Consider the following 12,135-nt stretch of genomic DNA (forward strand, 5'->3'; position numbering starts at 1 on the left):
CGGTTTGAGAGGGTGTTGTCGGCGTTTCCATAAGAGACCTCGGGAATGTGCATGAATCGCAACATGTGGATGCCTCCCGTTCAGCAATCTGCGTGCCCGGCGCCATAGGCCCAAAGAAAACGGGGCGGATGGAGTCCGCCCCGGTGATGGCCACGCCACGCCGGCCTGGCCGGCGCGATGCCGTATTCCTTACTTCGTCTGCGTCGTGGCACCGGCGTTGGCGCCCGCGTCGGCGCTCAGGCCGGCAGCGGTATCAGCCTTTGCGGCCTTGCCCGACTTCTCTGCCGATTTTTCGGTCTTGCTGACCGACTTGCCGACCTTGTCGGCGGTCTTGTCGACGCCGGCTTCGGTCTTGGCCTTGTGTTCGTGTGCGGCCTTGGCGCCGTGCTCAGCCTTGGTGTTCAGTTGGCTCTTGGCGGACTCGGTGTCCAGCTTGGCGCCGCCGTCCGACTTCGCATCGGCCTTCAGGCCCACGCCGGCGTTGCCTTGCGCCGGTGCCACGGCCGCGGTGCCGTTGGTTTGCAGCGATGCGCCGGCCGACGGGGTTTGCGCGTTGGCGTAAGCCGAAGCAGCAGCGATGGCGATGGCGGACAGGGAGATCAGCAGCTTGTTCATGGAGAGACTCCTTTCAGTCTGAACGGCCACGCGAGGGATTCGTCGCGGCATCACTCTGTGTGTGTTGAGTGAATGGGTTCAGTCTATGGAGCCCTTCCGGTTACGACTGTTAGGGGGTGTAAGCCTTTGTAATGTAAGGATCGCCCCTCTTGAAACCCCGGAAAAGCCAACGCCAGCAAGGGTTTGCGGACGTAAGACACAGTGTGGATCACACCATGTCTTAAACGTCTTGTCACAGAATCAGAGATTCGGGGCGAGGGCGCGCTCCACGAAGGCGCGGTCTTCGCCGCTGCGGGCGATCATGTCGTCCACCTGATCCTGGCCGATCTTGCCGAGCGTGAAGTACGTGCTGTCCGGATGCGACAGGTAGAAGCCCGAGACGGACGCGGCCGGCGTCATTGCCAGCGCCTCGGTCAGGCCCATGCCGATCTCCTGCGCGTCGAGCACGCGGAACATGTCGCGCTTGACGGTGTGCTCCGGGCAGGCCGGATAGCCGGGCGCGGGGCGAATGCCTTTGTACTCTTCGCGGATGAGCGCGTCGTTGTCGAGCGTTTCATCCGGGGCATAGCCCCACAGGTCGCGCCGTACGCGGGCGTGCAGGCATTCGGCGAAGGCTTCGGCAAAGCGGTCGGCCAGCGCCTTGAGCATGATCGCGCTGTAGTCGTCGTTGTCGGCTTCAAAAGCGGCTTCACGCTTTTGCACCCCGATGCCGCCGGTCACGGCAAACAGGCCGATGTAGTCGGCAATGCCGGTGCTCTTGGGTGCGATGAAATCGGCCAGGCAGCGGTTCGGGCGCATCACGCCGTCGATGATCGGGCGCTCGCTCTGCTGGCGGATGTTGCGCCAGGTCAGCGCGACTTCCGAGCGCGATTCGTCGGTGTAGATCTCGATGTCGTCGTCGTTGACGGTATTGGCCGGCAGCAGCGCGATCACGCCGTTGGCCGTGAGCCAGCGCCCGGCGATCAGGCGCGCGAGCATGCTCTTGCCGTCGGAGAACACCTTGCGGGCCGATTCGCCGACGATCTCGTCGTTGAGGATGTCGGGGAATTTGCCGGCCAGGTCCCACGTCTGGAAGAACGGGCCCCAGTCGATGTACTGCGCGAGTTCGTTCAGGTCGTAGTTGCGGAACACGCGGCGGCCGATGAACTTCGGCTTGGGCGGCGTGTAGTTGCTCCAGTCGATCTTCGTCTTGTTGGCGCGCGCGGCGGCCAGCGACACCATCGGCGTGGCCTTCTTGTTGGCGTGCTGCGTGCGGATTCGGTCGTAATCCGCATGCAGTTCTTCGACGTAACGTGCGGCGCCTTCGTCCGACAGCAGGCTCGACGCCACGCTCACCGAGCGCGACGCGTCCGGCACGTAAACCACTGGCCCTTCGTAATTCGGGGCGATCTTCACGGCGGTATGCACGCGGCTCGTCGTCGCGCCACCGATCAGCAGCGGAATCTTCTTCACGCGGAAGTATTCGTCGCGCTGCATTTCCGACGCGACGTAGGCCATTTCTTCGAGCGACGGCGTAATCAGGCCCGACAGGCCGATGATGTCCGCGCCATCCACCTTCGCCCTGGCCAGGATGTCGTTGCACGGGACCATCACGCCCATGTTCACGACCTCGAAGTTGTTGCACTGGAGCACGACGGTGACGATGTTCTTGCCGATGTCGTGCACGTCGCCCTTGACCGTGGCGATGACGATCTTGCCGCGCGAGCGCACGTCGCCGCCTGCCGCCGCAATCTGGCGCTTTTCTTCCTCGATGAACGGAATCAGGTGCGCCACCGCCTGCTTCATCACGCGGGCGGATTTGACCACCTGCGGCAGGAACATCTTCCCCGCGCCGAAGAGGTCGCCCACGATGTTCATGCCGTCCATCAGCGGGCCTTCGATGACCTGGATCGGACGGCCGCCGGCGGCAAAGATCTTCTGGCGGACTTCTTCCGTGTCTTCGACCACGTAGTCGGTGATGCCGTGCACGAGCGCGTGGGCCAGCCGCTTTTCCACCGGCTCCTGGCGCCAGGCGAGGTTTTCTTCGCGCTTTGTGCCGCCGCCCTTGTAGCGGTCTGCAATTTCCAGCAGGCGGTCGGTCGCATCCGGGCGGCGGTTGAGCACCACGTCTTCCACGCGCTCGCGCAGCTCGGGGTCGAGGTTCTCGTACACGCCGAGCTGCCCGGCGTTGACGATGCCCATGTCCATGCCCGCCTGAATCGCGTAGTACAGGAACACGGTGTGGATCGCCTCGCGCACCACGTCGTTGCCGCGGAACGAGAACGACACGTTCGACACGCCACCGCTCACCTTCGCGTACGGCAGGTTCTGCTTGATCCAGCGCGTGGCTTCGATGAAGTCCACCGCATAGTTGTTGTGTTCTTCGATCCCGGTGGCCACCGCAAAGATGTTCGGGTCGAAGATGATGTCTTCCGGCGCGAAGCCGACCTTGTTGACCAGGAAGTCGTAGCTGCGCTTGCAGATCTCGGTCTTGCGGGCAAACGTGTCGGCCTGGCCTTGCTCGTCAAACGCCATCACCACGGCGGCCGCGCCATAGCGCTTGATGAGCTTGGCGTGGTGCGCGAACTGTTCTTCGCCTTCCTTGAGCGAGATCGAGTTGACGATCGCCTTGCCCTGCACGCACTTCAAGCCCGCCTCGATCACGTCCCATTTGGACGAGTCGATCATGATCGGCACGCGCGCGATATCGGGCTCCGAGGCGATCAGATTCAGGAAGCGCACCATCGCCGCCTTGGAATCGAGCATCGCCTCGTCCATGTTGATGTCGATGACCTGTGCGCCGTTTTCGACCTGCTGGCGCGCCACGGCCAGCGCCTCGTCGAACTGGCTGTTCAGGATCATGCGCGCAAACGCCTTGGACCCGGTGACGTTGGTGCGCTCGCCGACGTTGACGAACAGCGTGCTCTCGCCGATGTTGAACGGCTCGAGGCCGGAAAGGCGCATGGGGTGGTCGGTCATGATGGTGCGGGTTCGGTCAGGCGGGGGCGTATTCGCCCAGCTTCAACAGGTTGCCGTGCGGGTCGATCACGTAGAGTTCTTTCATGCCCCACGGACGCACCGCCGGCGGCGCGAGTGCAAGGCCGCGCGCGGTGAATTCTTCAAACAGCGCCTGCGCGCTCGGCACACGCAGGTAGCACGAGGTGTGCTCGGCAATGCGTCGGTCGTCGCACAGCCAGAAATGGATTTCAGTGCCATCGCGCTGCACGATCAGGTAGTCGTCTGCGACGAGTGCCTGCGTGAACCCGAGCCGCTCCGTGTAGAAGCGGGCCGATTCCTGCAGGTCCAGCGAGGCCAGCACCGGGATCGTGCTGTCGATGCGCGCCGTCATGTCAGGCGGCTTCGAGATACTGGCCGGGCCAGGCGCGCGGCTTGCGGTTGGCCACGCGATCGGCAATCGCCTTGATGTGCTCAGGCGTGGTGCCGCAGCAACCGCCCACCAGATTCACCAGGCCGGCCGAGGCAAACTCGTCGACCAGGCTGGAAGTGACGTCAGGCGTTTCATCGAAGCCCGTGTCGCTCATCGGGTTGGGCAGGCCGGCGTTGGGGTAGCACGAGACGGCCGTATCGCAAATCTTCGCCAGCTCGGCGATGTACGGACGCATCAGCGCAGCACCCAGCGCGCAGTTCAAACCGAAGGTGATCGGCTTGGCGTGGCGCAGGCTGTTCCAGAACGCCTCGACGGTCTGGCCCGAGAGAATGCGCCCCGAGGCGTCGGTCACCGTGCCGGAGATCATCACGGGCACGCGCTCGCCGGTGTCCTCAAACAGCTGGTCGATGGCGAACAGCGCCGCCTTGGCGTTGAGCGTGTCGAAGATGGTCTCGACCAGGAACACGTCCGCACCGCCTTCGAGCAGCGCCTTGCCCTGCTCGTAATACGCGTCGCGCAGTTGGTCGAAGCTGACGTTGCGGGCGCCCGGGTCGTTCACGTCGGGCGAGATGCTGGCGGTCTTGGGCGTGGGGCCAAAGGCGCCGGCGACAAAGCGCGGCTTGTCGGGCGTGCTGTATTTGTCGCAGGCTTCCCGTGCGAGGCGGGCGGCTACGACGTTCATCTCGTACGCCAGCTCCGCCATCTTGTAGTCTTCCTGCGCGATGGTCGTCGCACCGAAGGTGTTGGTTTCGATCAGGTCCGCGCCGGCGGCCAGGTACTGTTCGTGGATTTCGCGGATGACGTCAGGGCGGGTGAGCAGCAGCAGCTCGTTATTACCCTTCACGTCGATCGGATGGTCGGCAAATCGGTCGCCGCGGTATTGCGCCTCATTCAGCTTGTAGCGCTGGATCATGGTGCCCATCGCGCCGTCCAGGATCAGGATGCGCTCGCGCAGCAGCGCGGGCAGGTTGGCGGCACGGGTATAGGGCAGGGGCGCGGTCATGGGAGGGACTCCGGTGTGCGGCGGCCGTTGAATATTCAGAACTTGCGGCCAAAAACGAATTTTACCAGTCGCATCAATGACTTGCCGCCGTTGTGGGCAATCGCGCTTCTATAATCGACATCACGCCAATTGCTCCGCTCTGACGCCCGCCATGCAACTGCTCGACCCCACAGACGCCCACGCGTTCCTGCAGCGTACGCCCGCCGCCCTCTTTATCGACTGCCGCAGTGAAATGGAACACCTTTTCGTGGGGCATCCAGCCGGCGCGCACCACGTCTCGTGGAACGACGGCCCGCACTGGGAGGTCAATCCGGAGTTCGTGCCGACCGTGCGCAAATTGGCCGGCCACGGCATCGAGCGCCCGGTCGTGCTGATCTGCCGCAGTGGCAATCGCTCCGCGGCGGCGGCGCATGCTCTGGAAGAAGCGGGGTTCCGTGATGTCTACGTCGTGCGCCACGGCTTCGAGGGCGATCTGGACGGCACGCGCCATCGCAACACGCTCAATGGCTGGCGTCACGCCGGCCTGCCCTGGGAGCAGTGCTAGAAAGAAACTATCGGCCCGATAGTCGATCGACCCATGAAAAAACGCCCGGCAGCGCCATGCTCCGGGCGTTTTTCATGGGTCGCTCTGGCGGGCGGTCTCGCCCGCGGGTGCCTCAGTGCATCGTGACGGGTTGCGTCATTACTGTGTCGAATTTGCCGAGGAAATCGTCGACTTCTTCAACGGTCGGTTCGCTGGCGATGAGCTTTTTCACGTCCTCGCGGAAATGCTCAGCCAACTCGCCACCGAGGAAGATCTCACGTTTGAGGTTCTTGTCCACGATCTCGTAGCCGCCTGCTGCCAGCATGGCGTGTTGGCCGTCTACACCGAACTCAACAACACAGTAGTTGTCGCTGTTGTAGATCATTTGCATGGTGCACCTCCGAGGCGTCAATTGTCTTGCTGTTGTGGGGACTGCTCTACTGCTGCACCGGGTAGATGGGGCCCACCATCATGACTTCAAGGGCCGATCAACTCCCGCCTCATGATCGTTCTGCCCCATCTGTTCCTTGGGCTTCATGATCGGTCACAAAGTTCGCAAACGCGAGGCGAAATGTGTGACGTGCGTTGTGATCGCGTAACAAGACCTTTCCGGGCCTGCACCGAAAGGAGCAAGCGGCCTTCCGCCATTCGGCCAGTGGACGACGGGCGGTGTGCGGGGCGCTTGCAACTATCGGCAAGGCAAGCAGGCCTCATGGCGTGTCACATTGGCTTCCGCATCCCGCGTGCCCGAGGAACTCATCCAGATCGGCGAGAAAGGCCTCCTCCTGTTCGATAGGGGCCAAGTGCGCTGCATGCGGAATCACTTTCAAACGTGCGTCGGGAATGTGCGAGGCGATTTCGCGCGCTGCTTCTACAGGCGCGCCGGTGTCCCGCTCGCCGGTCATGACGAGCGTCGGGCAGGCGATGCGCGCCAGCGCGCTGCGTGTGTCGAGCGCCTTGATGGCCAGGCATGCGCCGACATAGCCGTGGGGCGGCGTAGCGCGCAGCAACGCCCGGATGCGTTCAACCACGTCGGGATGGGCTTCACGAAACGGCGTGGTTAGCCAACGCTGCATGGTGGGTTCGACAATGCCGCTCATGCCGTGCGCTTCGACCTGGCCGATGCGTTCGTCCCACATCGGATGCGCGGACACAGGCGTGTAGCACACGGTGTCGCATAGCGTGAGAGAAAGCAGCCGCTGCGGGTGCCGCACGCCCAGAACCTGCCCGACCATGCCACCCATCGACAGCCCAACGAAATGCGCGCGTTCAATCGACAGCGCATCGAGCAGGCCGGCCACATCGTCCGCCATCTGGAACAGCGTGTAGGGGCCGTGCGGGGCACTGGTCTTGCCGTGGCCGCGTGCGTCGTAGCGGAGCACGCGATAGCGGCCGGCCAGGCGTTGAGCGGCGCTGTCCCATAGCTGGTGATCGACGCCCAGCGCGTGCGCAAGCACGACCCATGGGCCGTCTGCGCCGTCGGTGCGGTAGTGGATGTCGATGCCGTTGGCGCGCACCGTGCCGGAATTGGAGAGGGCGTCGGCGTCCATGTCAGCCTCCTTCCTGGGACTGGTAGACCAGATCGAACTGCATGCCGTTGGGCTCGGTCTGGCGCAGGCGTACCGGCAGCCAGCCGTGATCGGGGGACAGCCAGATCTCCACGCGGCGCTTGTCGTCGGCACGGCGCGCCAGCCGTATGAAGTGCTGCGCACGAATCGTGCCGTTCGGCGTGTCGACGCTTTCCTCGCCGATGTGCTGGACGCGGGCGACTTCCACGCTGTCGGTATCGGCGATGGGGAATTCCAGCGTGAGGCCGGGGCTGGCGATGCGCTCGGGGCCGCCGCGCGCCAAGCCGGTCAATTGCAGGAAGACGCTGAAGCGGTCTTGCGTGCCCTCCGGCAACGGCAACACGGTTGGCGTGCGCGAGAAAGTGACCGTCGATGCGCTCTGCGTGCCGGACGCCGGCCCCTGCTCAGTGGCGTAATGAAAAGTGGTGACGTCGGGCTGTCTACGGCCACGCACTTCTTCGTAGCGTGTGGGGGTCAGGCCATATGCGCCGACGGTGCCCGCGCTGCGAAAGGCGAGCGTGCCGAAGAACAGCGGCAACGGAATTTCCACGGCCAGCGTGTAAGTTTTGCCGTCGGTGGCCCAGCGGATCACACCGTCCTCGTTCCGGACGCCGTTGACGTATGTGGCGTATCGCAGCGTAGCCGACGGCGGGAGCGAGAAGCCGTCACCGCCAACCGCAGGCGGCCCGGCGGGGCCATCGCCGCTCAGATCCCGGACGACGCCGGTGTCGCCCGAGGCTTGCGCGCCGGCGCTGGTGAACTCGGAAGGGTCCATGCTGGCGAGATCGGGCGCGGGTGTCGGCGCCGGCGTCGGTGCGGCCTGCGGGCGCGGATGCGGTGCCGGGCGCTGCCGGGCCGTCGTCCGGGGCGGGGGAGGCGCTGGCGGATGCACCGGCTCCGGGTGCAGCAGCAGCGCGGGGATGATCTGCTCGGGCGCGGGCGGCCACGTCACCTGACGGCTGCGCGCGATCCACACGACGGCAATGACATGCAGCACAAGCACGGCCAGCAGCACGACCCCGAGACGGCCAAGCCGATGGAAACGGCGCCTGCGTGATGGCACGCCGTCGGTACGCAGTTCGTCAGGATTGCGGGGCGTTGGGGGCAACGTATCCAAGGTCGGCGGAAAGCTGTTGTGCGGCCAGCCGCAAGCGCCGCTCCAGCGGGCTGCTCCAGGTGGTGTCGAAGGTGCTTTGTGCGCCCAATGCGATCAGCACGAGACACAGTTGGCCGTTGGCGTCGAATACCGGCAGCGACATCGCGTTGATGCCCGGGAGTACGCCGCCGTGGATGCGCGAGGCGCCGTGCAAGCGCACGTCGGCGCAGATGGCGTCGTAGGCTTCGAGCGTTTGCGGCAGCTCCGGGTTCTCGGTGTCGGCTGGCTCGCCCTTGGCCGCAATGCGATCGAGTTCGCGCTGGACGAACGAGCGCGTCTGCGCGCGCGGCAAGTACGCGCCGAACACGCGGCCGGTGGCCGAGTTCAGCATCGGCATCACATCCCCCAGGCGCAGGCTGACCGTCACAGGGTGGCTCGCTTCTTCCCAGTGGACGATGGCCGGGCCCTGATTGCCCCAGACAGCCAGGCCGATGGTGTGATCGATTTCGTCGCGCAGCGCGGCGGCGGCGGGCCGGGCGCGGCGCATCGGATCTTGCCGGTTCAGGCTCACCAAGCCCATTTCCAGCGCGAACGGGCCGAGGTCGTAACGGCCTTCGGGCGTTTGCGTGACGAGCCCCAGTCGCGCAAAGCTCACCAGATAACGGTGCGCCTTGGCGGGGTTCATGGGCGCAGCCCGCGCCAGGTCGCGCAGCATCATCGGGCCGTTGGTGTGCGTGAGCACTTCCAGCAGCCGGAAGCCGACTTCGATGGACTGGATGCCCGAGCGCGCGGGCGCATCCAATTCGCCATCGGCATCGGGCTCCAGGTCGAGATCGGTGTCGGCGGGCAGCGGTGGCATGGTCAGGGGCGATGGATCGGTTCGGGCCAGTTTAGCCGATGCTCGGTGTACCATCCGCGCAGCCTTTCTCCATACAACGCACATGAAACTCGCCACCCTCAAGGATGGCTCGCGCGACGGCCAACTGGCCGTGGTCTCGCGCGACCTGAAGACCGCTCACTTCGCCACGCACATCGCCGGCACGCTGCAGCGCGCGCTGGACGACTGGGCCTTCCACGCGCCGCAGCTGCAGGATCTGTACGACCAGCTCAATGCGGGCCGCGCACGCCACCCGTTTGCGTTCGACGCCGCCAACTGCATGGCGCCGCTGCCGCGCGCGTATCAATGGGCCGATGGCTCCGCCTATGTGAACCACGTTGAACTGGTGCGCAAGGCGCGCGGCGCCGAGATGCCCCCCGAGTTCTGGACCGATCCACTGATGTATCAAGGCGGCTCGGATGACCTGGCGGGCGCGCACGACCCCATCGTCTGCCGCAGCGAGGCGTTCGGCATCGATTTCGAAGCCGAGGTCGCTGTCATCACCGGCGACGTGCCGATGGGCACCGAGCCGGCCGCCGCCGCCGAGGGCATCCGCCTGATCATGCTGGCCAACGATGTGTCGCTGCGCAACCTGATCCCGGCTGAGTTGAGCAAGGGTTTCGGCTTCTTCCAGAGCAAGCCGGCAACGGCGTTTTCACCCGTGGCCGTCACGCCCGATGAATTGGGCGAGGCCTGGCGCGAACGCAAGGTGCATCTGCCGATGACGGTGCGCTGGAACAACAAGAAGGTTGGCCAGCCCGAGTGCGGCACCGACATGGTGTTCGACTTCGGCCAGCTGATCGCGCATATCTGCAAGACGCGCAACGTACGCGCAGGCAGCATCGTCGGCTCCGGCACGATCTCGAACGTGGACCGCAGCAAGGGGTACGCGTGCATCGCCGAGAAACGCATGCTGGAAACCATCGAATCCGGCGCGCCCGTCACCGAATACATGCGCTACGGCGACACCGTGAAGATCGAGATGTTCGACGCCAACGGCGTGTCGATTTTCGGGGCGATCGACCAGGAAGTGGTTGCGCCGGGCACGCAGGTGTAAGACTTTGCCTTATGCGGATTCGGGTGCCGTCCTCGGGCGGCGCCCGCGCTTTGGCGCAGCGGCACCGGCCGTCAGCGCCTGCCCGTGATACCCCAGGCGCAGCGATAGCGTTCGCCCGGCCTCGCGCAGCAGCCGCGACGCAGGCCCCTCCAGGCTCGAATCGAACACGCTGGACAAGCCCAGCGCCGTGATGGCCCCGGCCAGCTTGCCTTGTGAATCGAGCACCGGCACGGCCACCGAATCGATGCCGTGCACCAACGTCCCGCCGATACGCGCCACGCCTTCCTGCCGCACCGCCTGCCAGCGCGCGCGGCAGTTCAGCCAGTCAGTCAGGCCTGCCTTGCCGGCGCCCGGCCCGCGCAATTCACGGTCGATGAGCGAGACGATCTGGATTTCGGGCACCCACGCGGCGCACGCCTGTCCCGTGGCCGAATTCAACAGAGGCATGACGGAGCCCACCCGCACATTGACCGCCACCGGCCGGCCGCTGTCTTCCCAGCGCACGATGACGGGGCCGCGCGCGGTCCAGATCGACAGAAACACGCTTTCGTTCAGCCGTTCGGCCAGCTTGGGGAGCAGGTTGCTGCCCTCGCGCACGAAATCCACGTCGGACAGCGCCGACAGCCCGACCTGCAACGCCTGCGCGCCCAGCCGGTAGCGGGCGGAAGCGGGGTCCTGCTCGACAAAACCCATGCGTTCCAGCGACACCAGATAGCGGTGCACCTTCGCGCGCGGCATGCCCAGCTGCCGGCCGAGTTCGGAGACGGCGTGGGCGCCACCGGCATGCGCCATCGCCGAAAGCACGCTCAGCGCGATCTCCGCGGACTGGATGCCGGCGCTGGTGCGTTCAGGCGTGGCGTCTTCTGCGGGCAGTTCGTCGGGCGATGTATCGGGCGGCTGCGGGTCGTCGATCGGCATCTTGATGTCTCGGGTGTCGCTTTATAAGATACACGTTACGTAAAAAGATACAACCGGCGCGGCGGCCTGCGCGCTGGAAAAGACCTCGAAACTCCGGGAGACGCCATGAAGCTGTCGATCTTTTCCGTGCAGGACCATTACCCCGACCGGCCCCGCAGTCTGCCGCAACTCTACGCAGACGTCATCGCCCAGGCGCGCCACGCCGAAGCGCTCGGCTACGACACCTTCTGGGTGGCCGAGCATCACTTTCACGAGTACGGCGCCGTTCCCAACCCCGCAGTCTTTCTGTCGCATCTGGCCGCGCAGACGCAACGCCTGCGACTGGGCACGGCCATCTCGATCCTGACCTTCCACCATCCGGCCACGGTGGCCGAGAACTACGCGATGGTCGATGCGCTTTCGGGCGGGCGGTTGTCGCTGGGCGTGGGCTCCGGCTACCTCAAGCACGAGTTCGAAGGCTACGACGTCGACCCCGCCATCAAGCGCGAGCGCTTTGACGAAGCGCTGATGCTTGTCGAGCGCTTGCTTTCCGGCGAGCGCGTGCACCACGCGGGCCAGTTCCACACGCTGCGCGACGTGCGCCTCAACGTTCTGCCGGTGCAGACGCGTGTGCCGATCCACGTGGCGATCCTGCGTCGCGAGGCGGCGTATCACATTGGCCGGCAGGGCCGGCGCATGCTGTTCGTGCCGTATGCCTCGGTCGAAAGTTTTCAGGACATCCGCATGTTGATGGACGAATACCGCCGTGGTCTGGCTGAAGCAGGCATTGCCGACACGCGCGGCATGGCGGCCGTCGCGCTGCACACGCATGTGGGCCCGACCGAAGCCGCCGTGCGTGCAACGGCCGCCGACGCATTCGACCTGTACGTCGCCACGCGGCTCTACGCGCGCCGCCAGACGTACGACGATGTGCTCGCCAGCGGCCTGTCGTTGTTCGGCACGCCCGACGCGATAGCCGAGAAGCTCGCGCAGCTGTCCGACATGGGCGTCGATCACGTGATGGCGCTGCACAACTTCGGGTTGATGCCGCAATCGGCGGTGCTCGAATCGATGCGCGCGTTGGTGGAGGATGCGCTGCCGCGCGCCCGCATCACTGCGCTCGCTGCCTGAA

General features: G+C 65.3%; 12 protein-coding genes. 3 read left to right on the plus strand and 9 right to left on the minus strand.

Annotated elements, in window-relative coordinates:
* Positions 1-189: 189 nt before the first annotated feature.
* From R2676_RS13080 to R2676_RS13095, 4 genes are all read right to left on the minus strand, one after another.
* Positions 190-615 carry a hypothetical protein gene (locus tag R2676_RS13080; RefSeq protein WP_027678417.1) on the minus strand — a complete coding sequence of 142 codons (426 nt, stop codon included), beginning with the start codon at positions 613-615 and terminating at the stop codon, positions 190-192.
* 240 nt (positions 616-855) lie between these two features.
* Positions 856-3,573, minus strand: coding sequence for a methionine synthase (metH, locus tag R2676_RS13085; RefSeq protein ID WP_206273276.1), 2,718 nt, complete (start codon positions 3,571-3,573; stop codon positions 856-858).
* A 16-nt stretch (positions 3,574-3,589) separates the two neighbouring features.
* Positions 3,590-3,943: a bleomycin resistance protein gene (locus tag R2676_RS13090; protein ID WP_206273277.1), complete on the minus strand. Its 354-nt coding sequence runs from the start codon at positions 3,941-3,943 to the stop codon at positions 3,590-3,592.
* A gap of 1 nt (position 3,944) precedes the next feature.
* Positions 3,945-4,985: a homocysteine S-methyltransferase family protein gene (locus R2676_RS13095; RefSeq protein WP_027678414.1), complete on the minus strand. Its 1,041-nt coding sequence runs from the start codon at positions 4,983-4,985 to the stop codon at positions 3,945-3,947.
* 151 nt (positions 4,986-5,136) lie between these two features.
* Between R2676_RS13095 and R2676_RS13100 the strand changes: the two genes are divergently transcribed.
* Positions 5,137-5,529 (plus strand): rhodanese-like domain-containing protein, encoded by a 393-nt coding sequence (locus tag R2676_RS13100; protein WP_027678413.1) that lies wholly within the window; start codon positions 5,137-5,139, stop codon positions 5,527-5,529.
* A gap of 112 nt (positions 5,530-5,641) precedes the next feature.
* Here the strand turns inward: R2676_RS13100 and R2676_RS13105 are convergent, their stop codons facing one another.
* The 4 genes from R2676_RS13105 to R2676_RS13120 form a co-directional block, all read right to left on the minus strand.
* Positions 5,642-5,899: a BTH_I0359 family protein gene (locus tag R2676_RS13105; protein WP_012760982.1), complete on the minus strand. Its 258-nt coding sequence runs from the start codon at positions 5,897-5,899 to the stop codon at positions 5,642-5,644.
* Positions 5,900-6,218: 319 nt separating this feature from the next.
* On the minus strand, positions 6,219-7,058 hold the full coding sequence (gene pcaD / locus R2676_RS13110; RefSeq protein WP_206273278.1) for a 3-oxoadipate enol-lactonase: 840 nt from the start codon (positions 7,056-7,058) through the stop codon (positions 6,219-6,221).
* Position 7,059: 1 nt separating this feature from the next.
* Positions 7,060-8,193, minus strand: coding sequence for a DUF3108 domain-containing protein (locus R2676_RS13115; RefSeq protein ID WP_206273279.1), 1,134 nt, complete (start codon positions 8,191-8,193; stop codon positions 7,060-7,062).
* On the minus strand, positions 8,159-9,031 hold the full coding sequence (locus tag R2676_RS13120) for an IclR family transcriptional regulator (RefSeq protein ID WP_206273280.1): 873 nt from the start codon (positions 9,029-9,031) through the stop codon (positions 8,159-8,161). The genes R2676_RS13115 and R2676_RS13120 overlap by 35 nt, the downstream gene beginning before the upstream one ends.
* A gap of 82 nt (positions 9,032-9,113) precedes the next feature.
* Between R2676_RS13120 and R2676_RS13125 the strand changes: the two genes are divergently transcribed.
* Positions 9,114-10,106: a fumarylacetoacetate hydrolase family protein gene (locus R2676_RS13125; protein ID WP_206273281.1), complete on the plus strand. Its 993-nt coding sequence runs from the start codon at positions 9,114-9,116 to the stop codon at positions 10,104-10,106.
* 9 nt (positions 10,107-10,115) lie between these two features.
* On the opposite strand, the gene R2676_RS13130 is transcribed toward R2676_RS13125, so the two are convergent.
* Positions 10,116-11,024, minus strand: coding sequence for an IclR family transcriptional regulator (locus R2676_RS13130; protein ID WP_206273282.1), 909 nt, complete (start codon positions 11,022-11,024; stop codon positions 10,116-10,118).
* A 105-nt stretch (positions 11,025-11,129) separates the two neighbouring features.
* Here R2676_RS13130 and R2676_RS13135 point away from each other — a divergent pair, with 105 nt between their 5' ends.
* Entirely contained in the window at positions 11,130-12,134 is a 1,005-nt protein-coding gene (locus R2676_RS13135) for an LLM class flavin-dependent oxidoreductase (protein WP_206273283.1), read from the plus strand.
* The last annotated feature ends 1 nt before the right edge of the window (position 12,135 follow it).

Origin of the sequence: Ralstonia flatus (genome assembly GCF_958439105.1) — a bacterium.
In the GTDB taxonomy this organism is placed as follows: Bacteria; Pseudomonadota; Gammaproteobacteria; order Burkholderiales; family Burkholderiaceae; genus Ralstonia; species Ralstonia flatus.

Excerpts from the sequence above, each read along its gene's own strand:
- R2676_RS13090 (WP_206273277.1), bottom strand. The coding sequence starts at position 3,943 with ATGACGGCGCGCATCGACAGCACGATCCCGGTGCTGGCCTCGCTGGAC.
- R2676_RS13130 (WP_206273282.1), bottom strand. The coding sequence starts at position 11,024 with ATGCCGATCGACGACCCGCAGCCGCCCGATACATCGCCCGACGAACTG.
- R2676_RS13105 (WP_012760982.1), bottom strand. The coding sequence starts at position 5,899 with ATGCAAATGATCTACAACAGCGACAACTACTGTGTTGTTGAGTTCGGT.
- R2676_RS13120 (WP_206273280.1), bottom strand. The coding sequence starts at position 9,031 with ATGCCACCGCTGCCCGCCGACACCGATCTCGACCTGGAGCCCGATGCC.
- pcaD (WP_206273278.1), bottom strand. The coding sequence starts at position 7,058 with ATGGACGCCGACGCCCTCTCCAATTCCGGCACGGTGCGCGCCAACGGC.
- R2676_RS13125 (WP_206273281.1), top strand. The coding sequence starts at position 9,114 with ATGAAACTCGCCACCCTCAAGGATGGCTCGCGCGACGGCCAACTGGCC.
- metH (WP_206273276.1), bottom strand. The coding sequence starts at position 3,573 with ATGACCGACCACCCCATGCGCCTTTCCGGCCTCGAGCCGTTCAACATC.
- R2676_RS13135 (WP_206273283.1), top strand. The coding sequence starts at position 11,130 with ATGAAGCTGTCGATCTTTTCCGTGCAGGACCATTACCCCGACCGGCCC.
- R2676_RS13095 (WP_027678414.1), bottom strand. The coding sequence starts at position 4,985 with ATGACCGCGCCCCTGCCCTATACCCGTGCCGCCAACCTGCCCGCGCTG.
- R2676_RS13080 (WP_027678417.1), bottom strand. The coding sequence starts at position 615 with ATGAACAAGCTGCTGATCTCCCTGTCCGCCATCGCCATCGCTGCTGCT.
- R2676_RS13100 (WP_027678413.1), top strand. The coding sequence starts at position 5,137 with ATGCAACTGCTCGACCCCACAGACGCCCACGCGTTCCTGCAGCGTACG.